Origin of the sequence: Azospirillum sp. B4, assembly GCF_000333275.1 — a bacterium.
Taxonomy (GTDB): Bacteria; Pseudomonadota; Alphaproteobacteria; order Azospirillales; family Azospirillaceae; genus Nitrospirillum.
On the sequence record NZ_BACU01000688.1, the window covers coordinates 13,405 to 36,783 of the forward strand.

Below are 23,379 nucleotides of genomic sequence, written 5' to 3' on the forward strand. Positions count from 1 at the left end.
AGGGCCGCTTCCCTCACGCCCCGATTTCGGTGCGCAAGGCCAGCAACTCGTTCAGATTGGCCAGGACCAGGTCCACCAACTTGGGATCAAAGTGTCGGCCGGCTTCCTTGCGCAGATGCTCCGTCACCTGCTCTGGCGTCCACGGTTCCTTATAGGGGCGGCGGGACAGCAGCGCGTCGAACACGTCGGCCAAGGCCACGATGCGGCCCGACAGGGGGATGGCTTCACCGGCCAGGCCGTTGGGGTAGCCGCTGCCGTCCCATTTCTCATGATGGGCGACAGCGACCTCAGCCGCCAGGTCCAGGACAGGGATCTTGCTGTCGCGCAGGATGCTGGCGCCGGCATCGGCGTGGGTTTTCATCACCTCCCATTCTGCGTCATTCAACTTGCCGGGCTTCAGCAGGATGGCGTCGGGGATGGCGACCTTCCCGATGTCGTGCAGGGGGGCGGCACTGGCGAGCAACTCCGCGTCCGGCTCCAGCCAGCCGGCCAAACGGGCCAGGTGGCCGGACAGGGCGCCGATGCGGTTGACGTGGCGGCCGGTCTCGTCATCGCGGAATTCACCCACCGCGCACAAGCGGCGCACCACCTCCAGGTGGGTGTGCTCCAACTCCCGGGTGCGCTGGGCCACGGCGACCTCCAGGCGGCTGGCCTGGCTCTCCTTGTCCCGCAGGAGAATCTGCAGCTCCAGCAGGTTCTGCACGCGGGCCAGCATCTCCCACAATGCGAAGGGCTTGGAGATGAAGTCGCGGGCGCCGGCCTCCAGCGCGGTGCGTCGTGTCTGCTCGTCGCCCTGCGCCGTGACCACCAGGATGGGCGGGCGCAGGCCGGGAGTCAGCGCGTGGGCGGTGCGGATGAAGGTCGGACCGTCCATCCCCGGCATGCGAAAATCCAGCAGGATCAGATCGGGATCCAGCGAACTATAGAGGGCCAGGCCTTCGCGCGGGTCGCAGGTTCCGGTGATGTGGGTATAGCCGGCGGCGGCCAGCACGCCCTCCATCAGCTCCACGTTCGCGGCCAGGTCGTCGACCACCAGGATGCGGGCGTTCTTCACAAACTCAGTGGCATCAAACGGCATCTGCCGGCTCCATCGCGTCGGCCAGTGCCTCCATGAACTCCTGCACGTTCAAGGGTTTGGTCAGGTAACGGCGGAAACCTGCGCGCAACCCCTTTTCAATTTCGCGGGGCAGGGCGTTGGCGCTCAGCGCCAGGACGGGAATGTCGCGCGTCTCCTCCCGGTCCCGCAGCTGGGCCAGCACGTCGAAGCCGCTCATCCCCGGCAGGTTGATGTCCAGGACGATGATGTCCGGATGGTGGCCCATGGCCAGGTCCAGGCCCGTCACTGGGTCGGCCGCGATCAGCAGCCTGGTGCCCGGAACGGTTTCCATCAGATCGCGCATCAGTTGGATGTTGGACGGGTTATCCTCGACGTACAGCATGGTACGCGGCTTGGTCTGGGCCAGCGGACTGCTTTCCGCGCTGGTGCCGCGCGCCTCGGTGGCCATGTTCAGCGCCACCGGCAGGCTGACGGTGAAGGTGCTGCCTTCACCCACCACGCTCGCCACGTCGATGGTACCGTCCATGGCGGATAGCAGCCGGCGGGTGATGGTCAGGCCGATACCGGTACCGGGAATGTCGCTGTATTCCTGGCCTAGGCGGTTGAAAGGCTGGAATAGGTCGCCCAGCTTGTCCGGGGCGATGCCCTCGCCCGTGTCCTGCACGGTCAAGGCCAGCCGGCCCGGCGTCGTCGACGCGCCCAGTGTGACGCGGACGGCGCCGCCCGGGCGGTTGTACTTGACGGCATTGGACAGCAGGTTGCTGACCACCTGGATCAGGCGGGTTCGGTCGGCCAGCACGGGCGGAGTCACCTCCGGCAGGGTGGCGGCGAAGGTCACCCGCGCCTTTTCCGCCACCGGCTGCAGGGCATTCAGCGCATCCTCCACCACCAGGCGGGGATCCACCGGTTCCAGCGAGAGGATCAGCTGTCCCGCCTCGATACGCGCAAGGTCCAGCACCTCATCGATCAAGCGCAGCAGATGGTTGCCATTCTTGATGATCTGCTGGATACCCCGCTCCTGCTTGGGCGTCAGCGGCTCGCGTGCCTTGTTGTAGTCCATCAGTTGGGCGAAGCCCAAGACGGCGTTCAGCGGGGTGCGCAGCTCATGGCTCATGCTCGCCAGGAATTCGGATTTAGCTTGGTTGGCGGCTTCCGCCCGGGTGCGGGCTGCGGCCAGGTCGCGTGTCCGCTCGGCCACCGCCTCCTCCAAGCCTTCACGCACGCGCAGAAGTTCCTCCTCGGCGCGGCGACGCTCCTCCACCTCGGCTTCCAGCGCGCGGTTGACGGTCTTGAGCCGCTGGGCCTCGCGTTCCGCCGCGGCGTTCAGCCGGCGGTCGGCCAAAGCCGCCACCAGCGCCAGCAGCAGCAGGCCATAGGTGGCGCCGGCGACGATCATGGCCAGCGGCCCCCGGTCCACATCCATGGGGGCAGGGGCCAAGGGGTCCAGGGTCAGGACGGTGGCTTCCATGCCGGTGTAATGCATGCCACAAATGGCGACGCCCATGATCAACGCGGCCAGCGCGCGGTGCCAGCCGCTGCGCAACGTAATGGCCAGCATCAGGGCAACCGTGGCGGCGGCCATGGCGATCAGTACCGACAGGGCGAACAGGCCGGGCCGATAGGCGATCTGGCCTGGCACTTCCATGGCGGCCATGCCGGTGTAGTGCATGACGGCGATGCCCAGGCCGACGACAGTCCCGGCCAAGGCGAAGCGGATGACGCTGCTCCGGCCGTGGCGGACGGCTTCGATCCCGGCGGCCACGAAGACGATGGCGGTGATCAGCGAAGCCAAGGTCAGCGAGGGTTCCCACGCCACGGGAGCCGCCACCTGGAAGGCCAGCATGCCGATGAAGTGCATGGACCAGATGCCGCCCCCCAACGCGCTGGCGGCACCCATATGCCAGGCAAGGCGCGACCGGCCGGCACTGCCAGTCATGCGTTCCGCCATGTTCAGGGCGACGAAGGAAGCGAAGACGGCGGTCAGGTAGGACAGCAGCACCAGCCATGGATTGTGGCTGAAAGCGATGCCCTGATCCTCAGTGCTGAAGCATAAGCCCGGGAAAACCACCCGCATCGACATGCCCCCAAAAATCCGCCGCGTGGTCCATGGCCGCACACTCCCGGGACTGTCCGGAAACCACACGCATTCCGGTGATCCATATGGATGGAATCCGAAATGGTTTTGCTGAAAAAATAATACAGGACCATACCATGGTGTTGCCCGGGCACCATGGCCTGTAATGCGTTATCGTCCGGTATGGGTATAGAAAGCGTTAGCGCCACCCAGTTCCTCGTGCCGCCCCAGCGCGGAAGCGGAGCGACAGGCTTCTTCCGCCCTTGGGCAAGGCCACCATCGTGAGGAGTGTCGGGTTAGATGACCCAACCGCGGGGATTCAGGATGGGCTTGGCGTCGATGGCGCGGGTCAGGCCCACCACGACCCGCACAACGGCCCAGATGCAGCCGATGAACAAGGTGATGAACTCCATCCCCACGCCGCGCAAAGCCAGGGCGCTGACCGCGAACAGGAGGCAGATCCAGAAGGTGCGGATGGCGAAGGTCATGTGGCCTTCGTAGATGGTGCCAGCGAACTCCGGCCGCTTGATGTAAGCCATGACCAAGCCCAAAGGGAAGGCACCCACCAGGTACAGGCAATGGACCAGGATGGACCAAAGCCGGGCCTTATCACCTTGCACGGGCGATGTGACGGGGATCCCAATAAGGCTCATCACGCGTCCTTCGACAAACGGGGCTTGAAAATAGGCGAAAAACTACCGTTGTAGCCCTGAAAAAGAATGAACTCGGCCTGCCAGTCGAGTATCGGTGGGCATATGCGATGCCCATGGAAAGGTCATATAGGCTTGCCCCTTGCCGGCGCCACCCATTTCGCGAATTTGGATTGGGAATTATGGGTAAGGTTGCGGTGTTAATTTATTAACAAGCAAATATGTTTGCTAATTTTCAGCTAGATACTGTAAATCGCGGGTTAATATAGTGCGCCGCGTCGTTCCGGAAAGGAAAAGTGCAGACCATGATCGCCACCGCCCTTTGCGCCTATGGCCTGTCCGGCCGTGTGTTTCACGCTCCCCTGATCCTGGCGGAGCCGGCCTTGTCGCTGCACACCATCCTGCGCCGTTCCGGTGCCGATGGGACGGAACCAGCGGGCGCCCGCGTGGTGGCTGATTTCCAGGCCATCCTGGATGATCCGGCCATCGATCTGGTGGTGGTGAACACCCCCAATGCCCTGCATTTTCCGATGGCCCAGGCGGCGCTGGCCGCAGGCAAGCACGTGGTCCTGGAAAAGCCCATGACCATCACGCTGGAGGAAGGCCGGCGGCTGATGGCTGCGGCCAAGACTGTTGGCCGGCTGCTGGCCGTGTTCCACAATAAACGGTTGGACGCGGAATATCTGACGCTGGGCCGGCATCTGGCGGCGGGCGACCTCGGCCGCCTGGTGGAGGTGGAATGGCACTACGACCGTTACCGCGCCCATGTCACGCATAAGGCGTGGAAGGAAGATGAGCAGCCGGGCGCGGGCACCTGGTTCGATCTGGGCATCCATCTTGTGGATGGGATGCTGCGCCAATTCGGTCGCCCCCTGTCGGTGGTGGCGGAGATGCGGTCACTGCGCCGGGCGGAGGGGGCGACGGATTATTTCGACGTCCGTTTCCGCTATGCCGACCACCGCGTCATCCTGCGGTCCAGCACCTATGTGCGCGAGGCGGGACCTGTGCTGGTGGCCCATGGCGACAAGGGCTCGCTGGTCATCCCCAAGGGTGACGTGCAGGAGGGGCAGATGAGCGCCGGCATGAAGCCCGGGGACACTGGCTGGGCCGTGGTGACCACGCCCGCCGTGCTGCATACCGAACGCGCTGGCGCCGTTGTTCGGGAAGAGGTGGGCCTGGAGGCGGGCCGGTACCGGGATTTCTACCGCAACGTGGCCGACGCCCTGGCCGGCCGTGCGCCCCTGGCCTTCGGGCCGGAGCCGGCATTCGAGGCGTTGGCTTTGGTCCATCGCGCCATCGAGGCGGCGCGGTCACCCGGCCTGTCTTGCGACATCGCTTACGAATAGACGCCAAAGCCGTTGTCTCATAATGGAAAAGGCCGGCGGAGCTATCGCGCGCCGCCGGCCTTTCCTGTCCGCGCGTCAGGCGACGTTCAGGCGGACGTCCAGATTGCCACGGGTGGCGTGGGAGTACGGGCACACGATGTGGGCCTGCTGAACCAGGCTGTTGGCGGTCTCGCCATCAATGCCGGGCAGGGTGATGGTCAGGGCGACGTCCAGGCCGAAGCCGGTGCCATCCTCACGCGGACCGATGCCGACCTGGGCCTTGACGGTCGCGTTCTCCGGAATCTTCACCTTGGCCTTGCCGGCCACGAACTTCAGGGCACCCAGGAAGCAGGCGGAATAACCGGCGGCGAACAGCTGCTCGGGGTTGGTGCCGTTGCCGCCGGCACCGCCCAGTTCCTTGGGCGTGGTCAGCTTGACGTCCAGGACGCCGTCGATAGAGGTCGCCTGGCCCTCACGGCCGCCGGTGGCGGTGGCGGAAGTGGTGTAGAGGATGGGCATGATCATCTCCGTTGTTTCAGGGTTTCATTTCGTGGTGCCAATCCCGCCAGGGTTGGGCTTGGGCGGTCGGCGTCGGTGGATTGAGAATTGCGCGATAACGAATTGTGCGCAATTTGTCAGTTGGCATGGGCGCTATGCGCTAATGGATTGTGCGCAATTTGTAGTGCGGGTGATATCGTGTCGCGAGTTGGCGCCCGAATCGCGGGCGCCTACGCAGAGACGAGGGCGCCATGGCCCATAATGCGTTCCATCAAGGTATGGGTGAAACCGCTCCCGGCAAGGCGGGCGGGGGACAGGAAACCAACGCCCTGTTACGCAACCAGCTGTGCTTCAGCATTTATTCCGCCGCCCACCTGTTCAACCGCACCTACAAGCCCCTGCTGGACCGGCTGGGCCTGACCTATCCGCAGTACCTGGTGATGCTGGTGCTGTGGTCGGGCGACGGGCTGACGGTGAAGGACATCGGCGGGCAATTGGACCTGGATTCCGGCACACTGACGCCGTTGCTGAAGCGGCTTGAGGGAGCGGGACTGGTCAGCCGCCAGCGCGATCCGCGGAACGAACGCCTGGTGCGCGTCACCCTGACCGGGGCTGGCCATGCCCTGAAGGACAGGCTGGGGGAGGTGCAGGAGGCCATCCTGTGCGCCACCGGTCTCAGCCTGGACAGGTTGGCCGCGCTGAAGGTCCAGGTGGACGACCTGCGCACCGCCCTGCAGGCCAACCTGGGACCGGCCGACCAGGAACCGGCCAACCAGGAACCGGCTGACTAAGGCTGATGTCAGCGTGCCAGCACCTGGGCCATGTGGTCGAGGAAGGCGCGGACGCGGGGGGTGCGCTGGGCATCGCGATGCACACCTACCCAGATGTCGCGGGGCGGTGCCGGTGTCGGCGTTTCGATCGCCACCAGGCCCCGCGCCCGGGCCATCACCTGCGGTAGGGCTGCCAGCCCGGTGCCCTGGGCACAGGCCACGGCTTGCAGGTCACGGCTGTTTGTGCGCACGGCGTGGCGGGCCGCCGGCGCCAGGGCCAATAGCCAGGGCAGGTCCGGCAACCCCCCGAAGCTCTCGTTCATCAAGATCAGGCTGTGGCCTTCCGCCCCCCGGGTGAAGTCGGGCGGCCCCCGGCGCTCCAGATACTCCGGTGCGGCATACAGGCCGAAGGCGACCGTCACAAGCCGGCGCTGCACGATCTCATTCTGATCGAAGCGGTGGAAACGAAAGGCCACGTCGGCCTCCCGCCGGGTCAGGCTGTACAGCCGGGCGTCGGTCACCAAGTCGACGGTGATGCCGGGGTGGACGGTATGGAAGGCGGACAACTGCGGCCCCAACAGCCATTGCCCCACCCATTCCGGGGACGTGGCGCGCACGGTGCCCTCCAATCCCATGTCCAGGCCGGTGGCGGCCCGCTCCACCGCCAGGGCCTCCGCCTCCATGCGCTCAGCCCCCGCGACGAGGCCGGCGCCAGCCTCCGTCGCCACATAGCCCGCCGGGGTGCGGTGGAACAGGCGGGTGCCCAGGCGCGTCTCCAAGCTTTCCAGTCGGCGCCCCACCGTGGGCTGGCTGACCGCCAACTGGCGGGCGGCGCCCGAGAGCGTGCCCTGGCGGGCGATAGCCAGGAAATAACGCAGGTCGTCCCAGTCCATCGGGTTCTCCTCAATCGGAGCTATTCAGATTTGAATAGTGCTTCTTTACCCCTGTCAATTGCTGATCATTCTGGAATGGACGAGGCTTCGGATGTTCGCCGCCCTTGCGGCACCCAAGCAGGATCAAATGTCATGAAGGCCATCGGTTATTACCAAAGCCACCCCATCGACCATGCGGAAAGCCTGGTCGACCTGGACTTGCCCATGCCCATTGCCACGGGACGCGACCTGCTGGTGCGGGTCGAGGCGGTGTCCGTCAACCCGGTGGATACCAAGGTCCGCCGCACCATGGCGCCGACCGGGGCGGCCCGCGTGCTGGGGTGGGACGCCGCCGGCACCGTGGTCGCGGCCGGTCCCGGGGCGACGCTGTTCAAGGCGGGCGACGCCGTCTTCTATGCGGGCGCGCTGGAGCGCGCGGGCACCAACGCCGAATTCCACCTGGTGGATGAGCGGCTGGTGGGGCCCAAGCCCGCAACCCTGACGGCGGCGCAGGCCGCCGCCCTGCCGCTGACCGCCATCACCGCCTGGGAGATGCTGTTCGACCGCATGGGCGTATCCCGGCTGGCGGAAGGCGCGGAGAATGACGGCACCGCCGGGACGCTGCTGATCGTGGGGGGCGCTGGCGGCGTCGGCTCCATTGCCACCCAACTGGCCCGGTGCCTGACCGGCCTGACCGTCATCGCCACCGCCTCGCGACCTGAGACCCGGGATTGGAGTCTGGCGATGGGCGCCCATCACGTGATCGACCATCGTCAGCCGCTGGAACCGCAGGTGCGGGCCATCGCCCCAACTGGGGCTACCCACGTCATGAGCCTGACGGCGACGGAACAGCACTTCGCCGCCATCGCCGCCCTGATGGCGCCCCAAGGGAAGCTGGCCCTCATTGATGACCCGTCTCAGCCCATCGACATCACCCTGCTGAAGCGCAAGAGCATCTCCCTGCATTGGGAGTTCATGTACACCCGCTCCATGTTCCAGACGCCGGACATGATCGCCCAGCATCACCAGCTGGCGGAGGTGTCGCGGCTAGTGGATGCCGGCGTTCTCCGCACCACCCTGACCCGGGACCTGGGGCCCATCACCGCCGCCGCCTTGCGGCAGGCCCACGCCATCGTGGAAAGCGGCACGGCCCGGGGGAAGCTGGTGCTGGCGGGCTTTTGACGGCGACACGCCTTGATTGAGAGGAGGCTGACATGGCCCCGGTCTTCAGGTGCCTGGGCATCGCCTGTCGCGTCGTCAACGGCATGGTGGCGGCCGGTGGCCGATGGGCGCGCCAATCCGAAGCCCCCAACCGTGGCCGCCCGTCTGACGGGCGGCCATCGCCGATCAAGCCCGCCGGAACCGTGGCTGTTCCGGCGGAATGACCTCCAGCGCGGTGGCGACAGGTCCGTCTTGCCGCCAATCCTCTTGGCCATATTCCTGGAACCAAGCCCGGGCTTCCTTGTAGGCGGACAATTGCACCAGTCTGATCAAGGCCACCTTGGCAATATGGGTCGCGATATCCGGCCGATCTTGGAAGCTGCCGTGATCCGCGACTTGAGCCATCACGCCCATCACCGCCGCGGCATCGGCAGCGGCCTGCAGGTCCGCCTCCGCCTTCTGTTTAGCCAATGCGCATGCCACCATGGACCAGGCGCCCGCGATCGGAGGCTCCGACAGCCAGCCGTCCCCGCCCCATGCCTCGAACAGGCTGCGCGCGTCATCGAAGGCGGAAAGCTGGACCAGCCGGATGAACGCCAGCTTGGCGATTTGCGCCGTCATCTCTTCCCGGTGGGACAGGACGGGATCGTCGGTGATTGCCGTCACCACAGTCATCACCTGCGCCGCGGTGTCGCAGGCGTGCAGGGCCGCCTCCGCCTTCTGCTTGGCCAGCGCGCATGCCACCATGGACCAGGCATCGGCGATCGGACGCTCCAGCAGCCAACAGTCATCGCTCCGTGCCTCGAATAGTTCCCGCGCGTCGTCGAAAGCCGACAGCTGAACCAGCCGGATGAAGGCGAGCTTGCCCAGGGATGCGGCACTTGCCGGGTCGCCGCTCAGAATCGGAGCTGTGAAGGCCTGGCTGAAGGCGACGCGGACATTTTCCGCGGTGTCGCATGCCTGCAGAGTCGCCGTTGCCGCCTCATATGCGGACCGCCTGCGAACAAGCGTCAGGGCCAGTGCCACCGACTCCTCCGCCAACCAGCTATCATCCCCCCATTCCTGGTACAAGGCTTCGGCGTCACTGAGGGCTGACAGCTGCGCCAGCCGGACCAGGGCCTGCTTCGCGCAACCGTTCCGAAGCCCCGGCCACCTCGCCAGGAAAGGGGGCAGGCTTTCCAGGACACGCATGACGCCGGCCGTGTCAACCGCCGTGGCGATGGCGGTGGTGGCAGCCGCCGCCGCCGCCCGTGCCTGGTCTGCGCGGCAAATGGCAGCCAGTTCCGCCTCGACGGTCCCGGTCGGTTGAACGGCGGCGCGCGTTGCCGACGGGGCGGCCATCGTCCCCGCGAGGCCTGATTTGAGCTCATCCTGCTCCGCCGGTGACAGCAGGAACCCCTCTGTAACCGGCAATTGGGTGATGAGGTCCGCCAAGGGGCGAATATCCGCCCCCATCCCGCCCATGCACCCCAGCGCCAGACGCAACGCGGCCGGAATCAGCAGGCCCGCCTCGCCGTTGTCCATGCCCAGGCGCTGTAACAGCCGTCGCATGCCGATGCCGGTGATGGCGGCGGCGGCGGCATAGGTGGCCGCCCCGGCGGCATCGCCTTCAAGGTTGTTGGCCAGGATGGCACGGAAGTACAGCACGCCCATCAGGTTGCTGGGCCGCGTGGCGACGAAGGCTTTCAGCGATGCCGGTTCAGGCAACTCCAGGAGTGCCTGCGGCTGCGACAGATCCAGCCCATAAAGCCTTAGGGCCGCCTCGGCGATCTTGGTGAACTCCGCCATTCCTTCTTGATAGTGGCCAAGGTTCACCAGGTCCTTCAGCAGGCGATAGCGCAAACCGCTTTCCAAACGCGGATGGAGCGCCGTGCCGGCAAGGCGGCGCCGCAGATAGGAACGATAGAGCTCTTCATGCAGTCCATCCTCGGCACTTTCCGGCAGCGGCGCGCGGGAGGCATGGGCCCACAGGGTGCCGCTGGCTGCCCGTATGCGCACATGCTGGAACCCGACCGCGCGCAGCACCTTCTCCAGGCTGCCCCGCGTGAAAAGCGTCAGGTGCAGGCTGGGGCTGATCAAGGGGGATAAGGTGGCCATGGGCGTCTCGGGCGCCAGGGCTTCGCCATCGGGGGTGGTCAGGACAATCACCCCCCGTTCTCCGACCCCCCGGCTGAGGGTTCGTAATAACGACAAGGGGTCAGGCACATGCTCGATCAGTTCGGTCGCCGAAACCACATCATAGGCGCCCGCCGGCAGAGGGGTGTCGTCGTGGAAATAGTCCAGCACGATGTCCAGGCCCAGCAGCTTCCGCCCCACCGCCGCCATCAGCGATGGATCATAGCCTTTGGCCTTCCAGCCCAGCGCCACCTCGGCATAGTCGCTGACGAAACCGACGCTGCCGCCAATCTCCAGCAGTCTGCCGGTGCCAGGGCGCATCCAGCCCAGCGGCGCCAACATGACGTCCAGGCCGGCCCCAATCTCCAGGTAGAAGTCCGTTCCGTAGTCGAGGGGAGGGTCATCGGGAACGGCGCCTTGTTCATAGCTGGCGACACGGCGATCCGGAGAGAAGCGCGCGTCGCAGGCTCCGCATCGCAGGAGCTGCCAGTCGCTGTCCCCGAGGCCGCCACCCGGGATGACCAAGGCTTCGGCGTGGGGGCCGGCCCCGCCGCAGGCGGGACAGGGGGCGCTTACGGGTGGTGCGTCGGGCGTAGGCCAGCGGAATTGCATGAAGTGCTGATACCGTGTTGGGAGCGATGCTCCCGCGCGGGAGTTGCTCTGTTATGATGGCCTATGGAATCAGGCCGGTATAAGTATTCGGGCCTGCTTGTGCCCGAGGGGCCGTACGCTTGTCCAGCGGCGGGGCTATTCGGGCGCAAGGTATGATGGCAGGGGTTAATCGGGCGCAGGGGATCGTTGAAGGCATGTACCGCGTCTTGTTACTGCACCGGGACTTTCCGGGGCAATTCCGCCATTTGGCCAACGACCTGCTGGCCGACCCGCGTATTGAGGTTCGGGGACTGGGGGAACGGGTGGAAACGGCGCTGCCGGGATTGGCGCCCCATCTCTATGGACGGGTGCCGAAGGTGGAACCGGGAACCCATCCTTATCTGCGGCGCGCGACGGACTATGTGGGCCGGGGGCAGGCGGCCCTAGCGGCGGCGGTGGGCCTGGCGCGGGATGGATATCGTCCGGACCTGATCATTGGCCATGCCGGATTTGGCGACACACTTTATATGAAGGATTTGTGGCCGGATGTGCCCTTGGCTGGGTATTTCGAATTCTACTATCATGGCCGGGGAACCGATCTGGGCTTCGACCCGGAGTTTCCTTACAGCCTGGACGACGTGGCCCGTGTCCGCACCCTGAATGCCACCAACCTTCTGGCGCTGGAGGCGGCCGACCTGGCGGTGTCCCCTACCCGGTGGCAGCGTGATCTGCATCCCATGCCTTTCCGGGACAGGATTGAGGTGCTGCACGAGGGTATAGACACCCGTCTGGCCTGTCCCGATTCCGCCGCGTCCTTCCCACTGCCCGGCGGACGTGTCCTGACGGCGGCTGATGAGGTGGTGACCTATGTCGCCCGCGACCTGGAACCCTATCGTGGCTTTCATGTGTTCATGCGCGCCCTGCCGGCGATCTTGCGGAGGCGGCCCCGGGCCCAAGTGGTGGTGGCGGGCGGCGATGGCGCCAGCTACGGCCCCCTGCCGGCGGAAGGCGGCGGCTGGCGGCAGCGGATGCTGGCGGAGGTCGGCGGAGCCCTGGAACTGGACCGCGTTCATTTCACCGGGCCGGTGGAGTACCGCCATTTCCTCGACCTGATGCGTGTGTCCAGCGTGCACGTTTACCTGACCTATCCCTTCGTGCTTTCCTGGTCGCTATTGGAAGCCATGGCTTGCGGTGCCCTGGTGGTGGCGTCCAGCACGCCGCCCGTCATGGAAGTGGTCACGGATGGGGAAAACGGTCTGCTGACCCCTTTCCTTGATTCGGCGGCGCTGGCCGACAGGATCGTCGAAACGCTAGGCCGGAGGGCTGCGCTGGCCCCCCTGCGACAAATGGCGCGGCGAACGGTTGAGACGCGTTTCGATGTCCGATCCCGGGCCATTCCGGCGTGGCGGCGGATGCTGAACGCCCGGTTCGGTTGCCCGGCGGCGCCTGATAACTAATAAGCCATTTCATTTGAACCAGGGGTTAACTGATCAAAAAATCCAGGTGGGCCATATGTAGAATTTGCCGTTTGTTTTACGGGTGCGCTAAGGTCGCGCCCGAAGGGGACCGGCTCCCGCCCGAAGGGTAACAGGCCGGTGAATTGGGGTTGCTGTACGGCGGATGACGTGAGCGCAGATTCTACGACCATGAACACGGACATCGTGGACCACACGATGTTGACCGCCTTGCTGCTCGTTGCACAGCACCATGGTGTCCATCTTTCCCGGGAGCAGTTGATCCGGACCTACGCCTCGGGCGAAGGGGAGGTCAATCGCGCCGTCCTGGTGCACGCCGCCGAGGAGAAGGGTTTCCAGGCGCGGGCTGTCCGCATGAACTGGCGGCAGTTGATGCGCGTCGGCCGGGCGGTGCCAGCCATCCTTTGCCTGAAAGATGGGGGAGCCCTGGTGCTGACCGGTGTGTCACCCAGCGTTTCCCCGCCCATCGTCTACGTCCGCGAACCGGCGGTGGCTAACCAGATCCGGCCCCTGGATGAGATCGCGCTGGATGAGATCTGGTCGGGCGAAATCATCCTGGTCAAGCCTAAGAACGCGGAGGAGCAAGAACAGGCGCTGTTCGGTCTCCGCTGGCTGATGGCCGAGGTGTTGCGCGAGCGTCGCATTTTCCGCGATGTCGGCTTGGCTGCCCTGGTCCTTAGTGTCTTCGCGCTGGTGCCGCCGCTCGTCTACATGATCGTGGTTGACCGCATCCTCGTTCATCAACGCATGTCGACCCTGGTCGTTCTGGCTGTCGGCGTCGCCTTTGTCGTGATCTTCGATACCGCCTTCGGTTGGCTGCGCCGTTTCCTGATCGCCGAAGGCTCCGCCCGTGTGGACGGCCGTCTGACAGCCTTCATCTATGACCGCCTGCTGGGGCTGCCGATTGAGGTGTTCGAGTCCCTGCCGACGGGATTGATCACCCACCGTCTGAATGAAATCTGGCGTATACGCAATTTTCTGACGGGGCAGCTTTTTGGCACGGCATTGGACAGCCTGACGCTGATCCTGCTGATCCCCACATGTTCTTCATGAATGCGATCCTCAGCCTCTGGGTACTGGGCATCGCGTGCGTCATGTTCCTGGTGGTGTTGCTCTATATGCCCACTATCGGCCGCTACCACGGCAAGGTGGTGGAGGCCGAAACCCGCAAGAATTCCTTCCTGATCGAAACCGTGCATGGCATGCGCACGGTGAAGTCCCTGGCCCTGGAGGGCAGCAAGCGTCGCGGATGGGATGCGCGCGGGGCCACGGCCGTGCGCGCCAATCGCAATTTGGCGCTTGTCGCCAATCAGCCGCAGACCATCCTGCAGCCGCTCGAGAAGTTGACCTATTCCGGTACCCTGCTGCTGGGATGCTATATGGCCCTGTCGACGGATCAGGCGGCGCTGGCGGGGTCGCTGGTCGCCTTCACCATGCTGGCCAGCCGTGCCACCCAACCATTTGTGCAGATCGCCGGCATGTTGCAGCAGGTGCAGGAAGTGAGGGGCGCCGTTGCTCAGGTCGCGTCCATCGTCAACATTCCGCCGGAGGAATTGCGGTCCGATCATGGTCTGCGTCCCCGCTTCCAGGGGCACATCAGCTTTGAGGACGTCAGCTTCCGTTACCCCGGCGCCCAGAACAAGGCGCTGGACCGCGTGACGGTGGACATCCCCCGCGGCAGCGTGGTGGGCGTCATGGGACGAAGCGGCTCGGGCAAGACCACGGTGACGCGCCTGCTGCAAGGGTTGCACCAGGATTATGATGGGCTGATCAAGATTGACGGCGTCGACTTGCGGCAGATGGATATTTCCCACTTGCGTTCCAACCTGGGCGTGGTGTTGCAGGACAATTTCCTGTTCAGTGGCACTGTGCGTGAGAACATCGCCTCCGCGCGGGCGGATGCCTCGTTTGAGGAGGTCATCGAGGCCGCCCGCATGGCAGGCGCCGAGGAGTTCATCGAACGTCTGCCCCGCGGCTATGACACTTATCTGGCCGAAGGCTCGACCAACATTTCCGGCGGCCAGCGGCAGCGTATCGCCATCGCGCGCGCCCTGCTGATCAACCCTCCCATCCTGATCCTCGACGAGGCCACCAGCGCCCTGGACCCGGACAGCGAGGCCATCATCAACGCCAACCTGACCCGTATCAGCGAAGGGCGTACGATGGTGATCATTTCCCACCGCCTGACCTCGCTGGTCGACTGCGATATCATCGTGGTGATGGAGCGCGGGCGGGTCTACGACGTCGGCACCCATGAAGAGCTGCTCCAGAGGTGCGATATCTATCGTCACCTGTGGTTCCAGCAAAACCGTCATCAAAACTCCGGAGTTCCCAATGAGCGCGCGCTCTCTGGTCCCGACACGCGGGACTGACGCCGTCGTCTCCCAGGCGATCAACGATTTCCAGTCCGAGATCGCCGCCGTGGTGGGGGCCCCGTATCCCAAGCCGGTGCGGGCCACGCTGTACACGCTTTCCGGTATGGTGGCGGTCGCCCTGGCCCTGATATCCGTGGTGAAGCTGGATGAGGTCGTCACGGCCCCCGGCAAGGTGGTGTCGCGCACGCCCAGCATCGTGGTGCAGCCGCTGGATACCTCCGTCGTCCGGTCCATCCTGGTGCGACCGGGGCAGGATGTGAAAAAGGGTGACCTGCTGGTTACCCTGGATCCGACCTTTGCCACGGCTGACGCCTCGCAACTGCGCGAGCAGGTGGCCTCGCTGACGGCCGAGGTGGCTCGGTTGGAGGCGGAACAGTCCAGGACCGTTTACGACCCTGGCGCCGACCCTTCCTCCCAGGCGGCCCTTCAATTATCGGTCTGGCGATCGCGGCAGGCGGAATACAAGGCCAAACTGGCGAATTACGATCAGAAGATCGAATCCGCCCAGTCCACCATGGTGCGCAGCCAGCGCGACATGGAATACTTCAAGTCGCGGGTCGCCGTGACCTCGGAAATCGAGGACATGCGCGCCAAGCTGGAAAAGAAGGAATACGGCAGCCGCTTGAATACGCTGCTGGCCCAGGATAGCCGCACCGAGATGATGCGCAACTTGGCCAGCGCGGAACAGCAGGCCCGGTCGGCGTCCCATGATCTGGAAGCGATCCGGTCGGAAACGGATCCTTCCTGCATGAATGGCAGGCTGATCTGGCCAAGACCTGTCGACCAGCGGTCCGATCTGCAAAAGGCCAAGGACGATCTGTCGAAGGCTGAACGGCGTANCGACCTCGTTGAAATGAGGGCCATCGACGACGGCTCGGTCCTGAGCGTGAACCCCGACATTTCCGTGGGGTCGGTCGCCAAGACGGGCGACATGCTGGTCACCCTCGTGCCGGCCAACGCGCCCCTGGAAGCGGAAGTTGACATCGACGGTGCTGATCAGGGGCACATCAAGCTGGGCGACAAGGTTGAAATCAAGCTGGATGCCTATCGTTTCGTCGAGCACGGAACGGCCAAGGGCATCCTGCGCAGCGTCAGCGACGACAGCTTCAATCGGCAGGACAACGGCCAGCCGACCCAGCGGCGCTTTTTCAAAGGCCGTATCGAGATCACGGAGGTGAAGTTGCGTGACGTGCCCGGTGGCGTACATCTGGTTCCGGGCATGCCGCTGAACGCCGACATCATGGTGGGTAGGCGGACCATCCTCATGTACGTGATGGAAACTGTGCTGCGTCAGGCATCCGAAGGGATGCGGGAGCCTTGATGCTCTTCCTTCGGGCACATGGAAGGACGAGACCGATATCATGACGCTGGTGGACCGGGCGGTAACGTGGCGACCTGGGCGGGGTAAGGCCGCCTGGTCCCTGGCCCTGGCCCGCCGTCTGGCAGGCCGGGGGGATGCCGTGGGTGCCGCACGCGCCCTGGCCGCCGCCGCCCGGGCCGGGTCGGTCGTGGCCATGCGGGATTTGGCGGAATTGCTGCAACGGGGGCATGGCGTTTTGGCCGATCCCGCAGCGGCATTCCGCTGGAACACCGCCGCCGCGGAGGCCGGGGATGTGGAGGCCCAGGCGCGTCTGGCCGCATTGTACTCCACGGGGGTGGGCAAGCCACCGGACGAGGGGGAGAGGGCCCCCGGCGCCTTCCATTTGCCCCAGGATCTGGCCGAGGCCCGCAAATGGGCCGAAAAGGCGGCGAACCAAGGGCATGTTGAAACGCAAGTCCTGCTGGGATGGTTGCTGTCGCGGCTCAGTGGCGCCGACTGTGACATGCAGGTGGCGGCGGACTGGTACCGGCGGGCGGCCGACGCCGGCAGCCACGCGGCGAAGGTTGGTCTGGCCCTGATTTTGAGTAACGGCGACCTGGGCGAGCCCGATCCGGTTGGGGCTCTGCGCTTGCATGAGGAAGCGGCGGCCGTTGGCAACCCCACCGCCTTGTACTATGTGGCCATGGCCTATATCACCGGCCAGGGGGCGAGCCGAGACCTGGAGCGTGGCTTGCAGGCATTGAGAAAAGCGGCCGATGCGCAGGTGGTGGCCGCCCAGCGGGCGCTGGGCGTCATGTATATGCGTGGCCAGGACCTTCCCATGGATGCGGCGGCGGCGGAAACCTGGTTACGCCGGGCGGCCTTGCGCGGGGATGTGGAGTCCATGGCGCTGTTGGGGGATCTGCACGCCAGCCGTCAGGCCCGATCGCCCAGCGACATTGAGGCGGCACAGTGGTATCAGGGGGCGGCGGACCGCGGCCACCCCGGCTCCCAGATGGCCCTTGCCTTGGCGTACCAGGCCGGGCGCGGCGTGCCCAAGGATCCGTTCGAGGCGGTACGATGGTTCGGCAAGGCGGCGGACAACGGTTTTACCCCGGCCCATTTCCGACTAGGGCTGTGCCATCTCGGCGGCGACGGCGTGCCGCAGGACTACGCCAGGGCCGGCCATCACTTCCGCCTGGCTGGTGAGGCGGGCCATGCCGATTCCCTCTATAACCTGGGCGTCTTGCACTATCACGGCTATGGCCTGGAAAAGAGCGAGGAGCAGGCGATGCGGCTGTATGGCCTGGCAGCGGAAAAGGGTAGCGCGTCCGCCCAGTTCCGGGTCGGCCGCGCCTATGCCACGGGAAACGGGCTTCCCCACGATCCCCAAGCGGCCTTGACCTGGACACGGGCAGCAGCGGAGCAAGGGCATGTTCCCGGCCAAGTGAATCTGGCCCGCATGCTGTTAGGGATGGGCAAGACGCATGTGGAGGAGGCGCGCGGCTGGCTGGTGAAAGCCGGCGACGCCGGCAGCGGCGAGGCCATGATCACCATGGCTGAGTTGATCGCCACCTATGACGGTCCGGCGGCCATTGAGGACGCGCTGGCGTGGGCACGCCGGGGGACGGACGCGGGCGACCCCCGTGGCCCCCAGGTGATGGAGACGCTGCAGGCCCGCGCCTTTCAAGGCACCGTCCGTTAGAGCACGCGGATTTACACGATCAGGTGTCGCGTTCCGCTCTAAGGCGCCGGGCGCGGCCATCCAGCCGCTTGGCTTCCTCAGTTTCCGTTCCGCTGCGCTCCCCAGAAAGCTCCGGCGCCTGCGGTCGCGAGCAGTCTATATCTCGTGCCGATGAGATTACGCCAGCCGCAGCGCCCGTCCCACTGTAAGTATCAGTGTACCCGGTGACGCATGGATAGCTGCAGATGATGCAGGATGAGATTGGTATCATAATCGGACGCCGCCCGTATCACCTCTTCCCATCGCTGTAAGTGCGGGATGGCCACCGGATTGCGTTGCAGAAGATCCCGCTTGATGAAGGGACTCCGCTTGTAAGTGATAAGATAATCCCAGAAATAGTGGGTCTGGTTTAGAGGGTGCCCGTGGAGGATGCTCATTTGCATGTGCCGCAGGTAATTAGCGACGTGGCCTTTCGCATTTTCCGCCGCGACGTCGATGGGGGTGCTGACTTCGGAAACTATGCTGCGATAGGGGAGCAAAGCCCGACACTGAATGCCGGCTCGCAGGAAAAACCGGGTAAGACCTATCTCGTAATCCCGAATGACCCAGTGCTTGCGGCGATAGTATCTCACCCCATTCCAAAACTTGGTGAAGCTCGGATGCTTCAGGACCGCCGGATAGAAGACCAGAAAATAGCTCTGCAGATGGAAATGCTGGTCCCAGCTGTCGGTCAGGCCCCAGATGCCGGCGATCTTGGGATCGGCTTCCTCGACGACCTGGTCAATGTCGTGCAGAGGGCCGTAGATGCTGTCGTTCGTGATCAGAAGATGGTCCAGGGCGCCTGGATCACGGATCAAAGCGATAGCATCCTTGAAGGCGCCGAAGTCCCAACCGATGTTGCGCCGCTTAAGCACCCAGGCGACATGAGGCAAGACCTTTGCCGTGTCGCTCGATGACAGGTCGGGGCAATTGCTGGCGAAAATTACGGCGTAGCCGGCTTCCGCCAGTTTTGCGGCGAAATACACGACATAGTCATGGACGACGCCGCGCTGATCGAAGTGGTTGAGGACCGCGACTTTACGCGCCCCTTCCAACGACCGTTTCCCTGGAAAGCTGGCCCTGACGGTAGGCTTATGAGGCAGCGTGTTCCCGAGGGAGCAGCGGGCCAAATCAATATAATCAAGGAGCTTTCCTGGGCCCCAAAGAATTCTTTTAAAAACTTTTTTTACCGTCGTGGACATGAAACCGCTGAAGCCTCTCTCCTAAAGGGGGCACTATAGGCCATTCGGTAGGGTTCTAAAAGCAAAGCAACCGGCAAAAATGCGAAGGATCGCTCTGTCGGCTGGCAAGGGCCGGCGAATGTGCATCACCCATAGGTTAGCGCGACATCAGATGCTCACGAATAAGGTTGGTGTCGTAAGTCGACACCTTGGATACAATCTGTTCCCATTCGCCAATATTGGGTACATTTGCTGGATTCTTTTGCAGAAGCTCGCGCTTAATGAAAGGGAATCCCATATCAAGGATTAATTCGGACCAGAAGAAATGGGTCTGATTGATGGGGATGGAGGCGTTAATCCGCCCGGCCAACATTTGTGCGAAACCAACTGGATTTGTTTCTGCAACTTTTTCGGCAGTCGTCGAGGGAACGTATGAACGCAAGAACGTCCGGGTGACGTGGTTATAAGGGAAAAGAGCCTTGCAGCGCAGGCCTTGACTTTGCAGGGCGCGTGTCAGACCTATCTCATATTTCTCAATGATCCAGTGTTTGCGCCGAAAACTGCGCACATTCTGCCAAAAGTGGCGGAATGCTGGAGACTGTAGTGCGCGTTTGTGGAACAGAAGAAAGAAACTCTGCAAATGATAGTGCCGTTCCCAGCTGTCAGTGCTGCCCCAGACATCGGCTTCTTCCGGGTCGGCCCGGGCGATCAGGGGGGCCAGGTCATGGATCGGGCCGAAGACGCTGTCGTTGGTGATCAACAGCATCTCCCGCTCTTCCAAGGCTGGGATCAGATCAATGGCCTCACGATAGGCCGCGAAGTCCCACCCCACATTTTGCCGGCTGAAGGCCAACGCCAGGTCCGGCAACAACGGTGTCACGGTCTGTTCGCTGAGCCCGGGGGTGTTGCTGGCGAAGATGACGGCGAACCCGGCTTCCCGCAGTTTGCGGACATGGTAGCGGACATAGGGGGCGATGCTGTCGGCTTGCGCGAAGTGCATGAAGATGGCCACCCGCTTGGCGCCGTCCAGCGGCACCTGGCCGGTCCATCTGCCTTGAATCGCGCTGGTGGCGGGCCGGGGGGGATAAAACAGCAGTTCGGCGTAATCAGCCACGCGACTGATGAACAGCCGGCCGCGGTAGATGATCTGGTTGGTGATCCAGGCGAAGGCCTTGGCCCCCAGGGAAGAAGACGCACGCACCCGATACATCCTGACGCCAACGTGGTTCATAGTCATGGGGCCTCTTTATGCCCCAGGCTGGCCGCGCAAACAATGTCACGGGGAAGGCGTTTTGCGTGCCATACACTACCGGATCACCTGGGCCAATGTCGGTCATCCAGCCAGCCGTTCACCCCTTTGCTGCTCAGGGGGTTGGATGGCACGCCCGCCGCTTGGCGGCGGCCCCAAAGCCGATATATCGTGATCGGGCAAGGGCAAGGCGACGCGGACGACAGATCCGGCGCCAGGGACGGAACGGATGCCGAACGACCATGAAGTTTGAAAAACTGGATCTCAACCTGCTGGTGGCGTTGGACGCCCTGTTGACCGAACGCAACGTGTCAGTGGCGGCGGAGCGTGTGCACCTCAGCCAGTCGGCCATGAGCGGGGCGCTGAACCGCCTCCGGGAGTTCTTCAAGGACGAGTTGCTGATGAACATCGGCCGCCGCATGGTGCTGACCCCGCGGGCGGAATCGCTGGCCGAACCGGTGGCGGAGATGCTGCTGCAGGTCAAGACCATGATCACCACCCCGCCGGAGTTCGATCCGTCCACCTCCGACCGCCGCTTTTCCGTCATCGCGTCGGACTATGTGACCGATGTGCTGCTGGCCGGCACCCTGCGCCGCATCCATGCCGAGGCGCCGGGGATTTCCATCGAGGTGCTGTTGCCTGATGACACCCTGACCGAGCGGCTGGAGCGGGGGGAGATCGACCTGCTGATCAACCTGGAGCCCTATCTCGCCCCCTTCCATCCCCGCGAGGTGCTGTTCGAGGACGATTTCGTCCTGGTGGCCTGGGCGGAGAACGATCTGGTGGGCGATGCCGTCAGCTTCGACCAGTTCTTTGACCTGACCCATGTGGCGGTCCAGCACGGGCGCAACCGCCATCCCGCGTTCGAGCAATGGTTCCTGGAACGCTTCGGCCGCACCCGCCGGGTGGAGGTGTTCTCGCCCAACTTCAGCCTGGTGCCGCAACTGGTGCTAGGCACCCGGCGGATCGCCACCATGCACCGCCGCCACGCGGAGCACTACGCCCGTTTCCTGCCGCTGCGCCTGCTGGCTTCGCCGCTGGACATCCCCACGGTGCGGGAGATGGTGCAGTGGCATAAATTCAAGCGCCGCGATCCCGGCGTGCAGTGGCTGCAGCGCACCCTGCGGGACCACGCCGCCTCCTTATTCCAGCCAAGCCCTGCGGAGGCGGCGAAAGACTGAAGCGAGCCCCTGCCTTCCCTCGAACCATCCCACGGGAGCCTTGTCCCATGTACATCGTCGGTATCGTGATCCCCGTGCCGGAGGACAAGCAAGACGCCTACCGCCGTTGGGCGGAGAACGGGGCCGCCCTGTTCAAGGAATACGGCTGCCTTGAGATCGTCGAATCCTGGGAAGACAACGTACCCGACGGCAAGCTGACCGACTTCCGGCGCGCGGTGGCGGCTCAACCGGGGGAGAAGATCGTCTATTCCTGGCAGATCTGGCCCGACAAGGCGACCCTGGAGGCGGTCGAGGCCAAGATGGGGGAGGACACGCGTTTCAACATCCCCGGCGACATGCCGTTCGACGCCAAGCGTCTCATCTATGGCTGCTTCAGCCCGCTTCACATCATGGGACGCGTGTGAGCCGCTGGCGCATCTATCGCGGGCGCCAATAGATGAACGCGGCATTCCCGATTTGCCATTTCCAGTCACCCTGGGAATAATTTCGCGTCCGATCCGGTCGCCTGCTGGCACGGAACCGGCGTAATAAGGAGGAGGTGGCGGGCTTCGAACCCCGACCAGGACGTATCGTGACCGGTGCCAAAAGTTACACCGGCCGTGCCCGGCGTCTGATGGTTTCCTCCGATATTTACCCAAGGACCACACATGCTGACGCAAGACACCATCCTGGAAACGGCCATCTTCGACATCCTGCCGGGGCAGGGGGCCGATTTCGAGACGGCCATCACCCAGGCCCTGCCCTTGTTGGCTGCGACGGAGGGCCACCTGGCCCACCGGCTGCGTCGCTGCGTGGAGGATCCCAACCGTTACCTGCTACTGGTGGAATGGCGCAGCGTGGCCGACCATATGGAAGGCTTCCGCAATTCTCCCCGCTTTCCCCAATGGCGGGCGCTGATCGGCCCCTTCTTCGCCGCCGCGCCCCAGGTGCAGCATCACTCCTTCGTGGCTTGATGCCAGCATTCGTTGATCGTGACTGGTCACGGCCATCCTGTTCCCGGCTGGCCAAATCGCTGCCCATAAGGTGCTTTGTTCGTCTGGCGAACATTTGTTCGCAAATGCACGGCTGTTCATAAGTTGCGGCATGGCTCATTCCCGCCGATCCGGTGCTATCGTTCCTTCCGCCGTTCAGGAAGGCGGGAGGAACGATAGATGTCTAGATTGCTGGACCCGCTGTTCCGGGGGGGCGCGGTGGATGCGGTGTTCACCGACACCGCCACCGTGCAGGGCATGCTGGATTTTGAGGCGGCGCTGGCCCGGGCCGAGGCCGGTCTGGGCATCATTCCCGCCGGCGCCGATGGCGCCATCGCCGTCCATTGCCGCGCGGAGGCCTTTGACCTGGAGGCCCTGGCGGTCGCCGCGGCCAAGGCCGGCAACACCGCCATTCCCTTGGTGAAGGCCCTGACCGCCAAAGTGGCGGCGGCTGACCGCGACGCCAGCCGCTTCGTTCATTGGGGCGCCACCAGCCAGGACATCATGGACACCGGCCTGGTACTGCAAATCCGCCAAGCTCTGCCGCTGGTGGATGAGGGGCTTGGGGCGCTGGAGGGGCACTTGGCCCGCCTGGCGGAAGCCCATGCGGAGACGCCGCTGGCCGCGCGCACCTGGATGCAACAGGCCTTGCCCACCACGTTCGGCCTGAAGGCCGCCGGCTGGATGGCGGCGGTGGGCCGCGCCCGCGCGGCGGTGGCGGCGGCTGGCCGCGATTGCCAGGTGCTGCAGTTCGGAGGGGCCGCCGGCACCCTGGCCGCCCTGGGTGATCGGGGGCTGACGTGCGGCGCGC

General features: G+C 64.5%; 20 protein-coding genes. 12 read left to right on the forward strand and 8 right to left on the reverse strand.

The genetic code is table 11. The annotated features are described in order from the left end of the window. Positions 1 to 13 precede the first annotated feature (13 nt). From I55_RS30910 to I55_RS30920, 3 genes are all read right to left on the reverse strand, one after another. A complete protein-coding gene (locus I55_RS30910) occupies positions 14 to 1,078 on the reverse strand; it encodes an HD domain-containing phosphohydrolase (protein ID WP_044564573.1) in 1,065 nt (354 codons plus the stop codon). After that, on the reverse strand, positions 1,068 to 3,131 hold the full coding sequence (locus I55_RS33715) for an MHYT domain-containing protein (protein WP_049974674.1): 2,064 nt from the start codon (positions 3,129 to 3,131) through the stop codon (positions 1,068 to 1,070). The genes I55_RS30910 and I55_RS33715 overlap by 11 nt, the downstream gene beginning before the upstream one ends. 296 nt (positions 3,132 to 3,427) lie before the next feature. Beyond that, entirely contained in the window at positions 3,428 to 3,784 is a 357-nt protein-coding gene (locus I55_RS30920; protein ID WP_064742561.1) for a hypothetical protein, read from the reverse strand. Between the two features lie 302 nt (positions 3,785 to 4,086). On the opposite strand from I55_RS30920, the gene I55_RS30925 reads away from it, so the two are divergent. After that, entirely contained in the window at positions 4,087 to 5,127 is a 1,041-nt protein-coding gene (locus I55_RS30925; RefSeq protein ID WP_044564574.1) for a Gfo/Idh/MocA family oxidoreductase, read from the forward strand. Positions 5,128 to 5,202: 75 nt separating this feature from the next. On the opposite strand, the gene I55_RS30930 is transcribed toward I55_RS30925, so the two are convergent. Beyond that, positions 5,203 to 5,631 carry an organic hydroperoxide resistance protein gene (locus I55_RS30930; protein ID WP_199902784.1) on the reverse strand — a complete coding sequence of 143 codons (429 nt, stop codon included), beginning with the start codon at positions 5,629 to 5,631 and terminating at the stop codon, positions 5,203 to 5,205. A gap of 251 nt (positions 5,632 to 5,882) precedes the next feature. Between I55_RS30930 and I55_RS30935 the strand changes: the two genes are divergently transcribed. After that, on the forward strand, positions 5,883 to 6,395 hold the full coding sequence (locus I55_RS30935) for a MarR family winged helix-turn-helix transcriptional regulator (protein ID WP_044564575.1): 513 nt from the start codon (positions 5,883 to 5,885) through the stop codon (positions 6,393 to 6,395). 8 nt (positions 6,396 to 6,403) lie between these two features. Here the strand turns inward: I55_RS30935 and I55_RS30940 are convergent, their stop codons facing one another. Beyond that, positions 6,404 to 7,267: a LysR family transcriptional regulator gene (locus I55_RS30940; RefSeq protein WP_044564576.1), complete on the reverse strand. Its 864-nt coding sequence runs from the start codon at positions 7,265 to 7,267 to the stop codon at positions 6,404 to 6,406. A 132-nt stretch (positions 7,268 to 7,399) separates the two neighbouring features. Between I55_RS30940 and I55_RS30945 the strand changes: the two genes are divergently transcribed. Continuing rightward, a complete protein-coding gene (locus I55_RS30945; protein WP_044564577.1) occupies positions 7,400 to 8,428 on the forward strand; it encodes a zinc-binding alcohol dehydrogenase family protein in 1,029 nt (342 codons plus the stop codon). 165 nt (positions 8,429 to 8,593) lie between these two features. Here the strand turns inward: I55_RS30945 and I55_RS30950 are convergent, their stop codons facing one another. Beyond that, the gene (locus tag I55_RS30950; RefSeq protein WP_083901572.1) at positions 8,594 to 11,134 is read right to left on the reverse strand and encodes a class I SAM-dependent methyltransferase; all 2,541 of its coding nucleotides are present in this window, start codon (positions 11,132 to 11,134) and stop codon (positions 8,594 to 8,596) included. Positions 11,135 to 11,328: 194 nt separating this feature from the next. Here I55_RS30950 and I55_RS30955 point away from each other — a divergent pair, with 194 nt between their 5' ends. From I55_RS30955 to I55_RS30970, 5 genes are all read left to right on the forward strand, one after another. Continuing rightward, positions 11,329 to 12,570, forward strand: a complete 1,242-nt coding sequence (locus I55_RS30955) for a glycosyltransferase (RefSeq protein WP_049974676.1) — start codon at positions 11,329 to 11,331, stop codon at positions 12,568 to 12,570. Between the two features lie 219 nt (positions 12,571 to 12,789). Then, positions 12,790 to 13,641, forward strand: coding sequence for an ABC transporter transmembrane domain-containing protein (locus I55_RS38800; RefSeq protein WP_252181379.1), 852 nt, complete (start codon positions 12,790 to 12,792; stop codon positions 13,639 to 13,641). Continuing rightward, a complete protein-coding gene (locus I55_RS38805; protein WP_252181380.1) occupies positions 13,629 to 14,960 on the forward strand; it encodes a peptidase domain-containing ABC transporter in 1,332 nt (443 codons plus the stop codon). Before I55_RS38800 ends, I55_RS38805 begins: the two co-directional genes overlap by 13 nt. Next, positions 14,923 to 16,284, forward strand: a complete 1,362-nt coding sequence (locus tag I55_RS30965) for an HlyD family type I secretion periplasmic adaptor subunit (RefSeq protein ID WP_044564579.1) — start codon at positions 14,923 to 14,925, stop codon at positions 16,282 to 16,284. Before I55_RS38805 ends, I55_RS30965 begins: the two co-directional genes overlap by 38 nt. A 40-nt stretch (positions 16,285 to 16,324) precedes the next feature. Continuing rightward, complete coding sequence (locus I55_RS30970) at positions 16,325 to 17,968, forward strand: tetratricopeptide repeat protein (RefSeq protein ID WP_044564580.1); 1,644 nt, start codon at positions 16,325 to 16,327, stop codon at positions 17,966 to 17,968. A gap of 191 nt (positions 17,969 to 18,159) precedes the next feature. Here the strand turns inward: I55_RS30970 and I55_RS30975 are convergent, their stop codons facing one another. Then, positions 18,160 to 19,041: a rhamnan synthesis F family protein gene (locus I55_RS30975; RefSeq protein ID WP_044564581.1), complete on the reverse strand. Its 882-nt coding sequence runs from the start codon at positions 19,039 to 19,041 to the stop codon at positions 18,160 to 18,162. A gap of 283 nt (positions 19,042 to 19,324) precedes the next feature. After that, on the reverse strand, positions 19,325 to 20,404 hold the full coding sequence (locus I55_RS30980; protein ID WP_083901575.1) for a rhamnan synthesis F family protein: 1,080 nt from the start codon (positions 20,402 to 20,404) through the stop codon (positions 19,325 to 19,327). Positions 20,405 to 20,658: 254 nt separating this feature from the next. On the opposite strand from I55_RS30980, the gene I55_RS30985 reads away from it, so the two are divergent. The 4 genes from I55_RS30985 to I55_RS31000 all read left to right on the forward strand — a co-directional run. Beyond that, positions 20,659 to 21,597 (forward strand): LysR family transcriptional regulator, encoded by a 939-nt coding sequence (locus tag I55_RS30985; RefSeq protein WP_044564583.1) that lies wholly within the window; start codon positions 20,659 to 20,661, stop codon positions 21,595 to 21,597. Positions 21,598 to 21,644: 47 nt separating this feature from the next. Then, the gene (locus tag I55_RS30990; RefSeq protein ID WP_044564584.1) at positions 21,645 to 22,001 is read left to right on the forward strand and encodes a DUF1428 domain-containing protein; all 357 of its coding nucleotides are present in this window, start codon (positions 21,645 to 21,647) and stop codon (positions 21,999 to 22,001) included. A 243-nt stretch (positions 22,002 to 22,244) separates the two neighbouring features. After that, entirely contained in the window at positions 22,245 to 22,550 is a 306-nt protein-coding gene (locus tag I55_RS30995) for an antibiotic biosynthesis monooxygenase (protein ID WP_044564585.1), read from the forward strand. A gap of 198 nt (positions 22,551 to 22,748) precedes the next feature. Then, positions 22,749 to 23,379 (forward strand): lyase family protein (locus I55_RS31000; RefSeq protein WP_044564590.1); only part of this gene is annotated, 631 nt, incomplete at its 3' end.

What these genes read in the sequence shown, in the direction of transcription:
- I55_RS30985 (WP_044564583.1), top strand. Translation starts at nt 20,659, where the DNA reads ATGAAGTTTGAAAAACTGGATCTCAACCTGCTGGTGGCGTTGGACGCC.
- I55_RS30930 (WP_199902784.1), bottom strand. Translation starts at nt 5,631, where the DNA reads ATGATCATGCCCATCCTCTACACCACTTCCGCCACCGCCACCGGCGGC.
- I55_RS33715 (WP_049974674.1), bottom strand. Translation starts at nt 3,131, where the DNA reads ATGCGGGTGGTTTTCCCGGGCTTATGCTTCAGCACTGAGGATCAGGGC.
- I55_RS30970 (WP_044564580.1), top strand. Translation starts at nt 16,325, where the DNA reads ATGACGCTGGTGGACCGGGCGGTAACGTGGCGACCTGGGCGGGGTAAG.
- I55_RS30990 (WP_044564584.1), top strand. Translation starts at nt 21,645, where the DNA reads ATGTACATCGTCGGTATCGTGATCCCCGTGCCGGAGGACAAGCAAGAC.
- I55_RS30955 (WP_049974676.1), top strand. Translation starts at nt 11,329, where the DNA reads ATGTACCGCGTCTTGTTACTGCACCGGGACTTTCCGGGGCAATTCCGC.
- I55_RS30935 (WP_044564575.1), top strand. Translation starts at nt 5,883, where the DNA reads ATGGGTGAAACCGCTCCCGGCAAGGCGGGCGGGGGACAGGAAACCAAC.
- I55_RS30945 (WP_044564577.1), top strand. Translation starts at nt 7,400, where the DNA reads ATGAAGGCCATCGGTTATTACCAAAGCCACCCCATCGACCATGCGGAA.
- I55_RS38805 (WP_252181380.1), top strand. Translation starts at nt 13,629, where the DNA reads ATGTTCTTCATGAATGCGATCCTCAGCCTCTGGGTACTGGGCATCGCG.
- I55_RS30940 (WP_044564576.1), bottom strand. Translation starts at nt 7,267, where the DNA reads ATGGACTGGGACGACCTGCGTTATTTCCTGGCTATCGCCCGCCAGGGC.
- I55_RS30910 (WP_044564573.1), bottom strand. Translation starts at nt 1,078, where the DNA reads ATGCCGTTTGATGCCACTGAGTTTGTGAAGAACGCCCGCATCCTGGTG.
- I55_RS30950 (WP_083901572.1), bottom strand. Translation starts at nt 11,134, where the DNA reads ATGCAATTCCGCTGGCCTACGCCCGACGCACCACCCGTAAGCGCCCCC.
- I55_RS30925 (WP_044564574.1), top strand. Translation starts at nt 4,087, where the DNA reads ATGATCGCCACCGCCCTTTGCGCCTATGGCCTGTCCGGCCGTGTGTTT.
- I55_RS30980 (WP_083901575.1), bottom strand. Translation starts at nt 20,404, where the DNA reads ATGACTATGAACCACGTTGGCGTCAGGATGTATCGGGTGCGTGCGTCT.
- I55_RS30995 (WP_044564585.1), top strand. Translation starts at nt 22,245, where the DNA reads ATGCTGACGCAAGACACCATCCTGGAAACGGCCATCTTCGACATCCTG.
- I55_RS30920 (WP_064742561.1), bottom strand. Translation starts at nt 3,784, where the DNA reads ATGAGCCTTATTGGGATCCCCGTCACATCGCCCGTGCAAGGTGATAAG.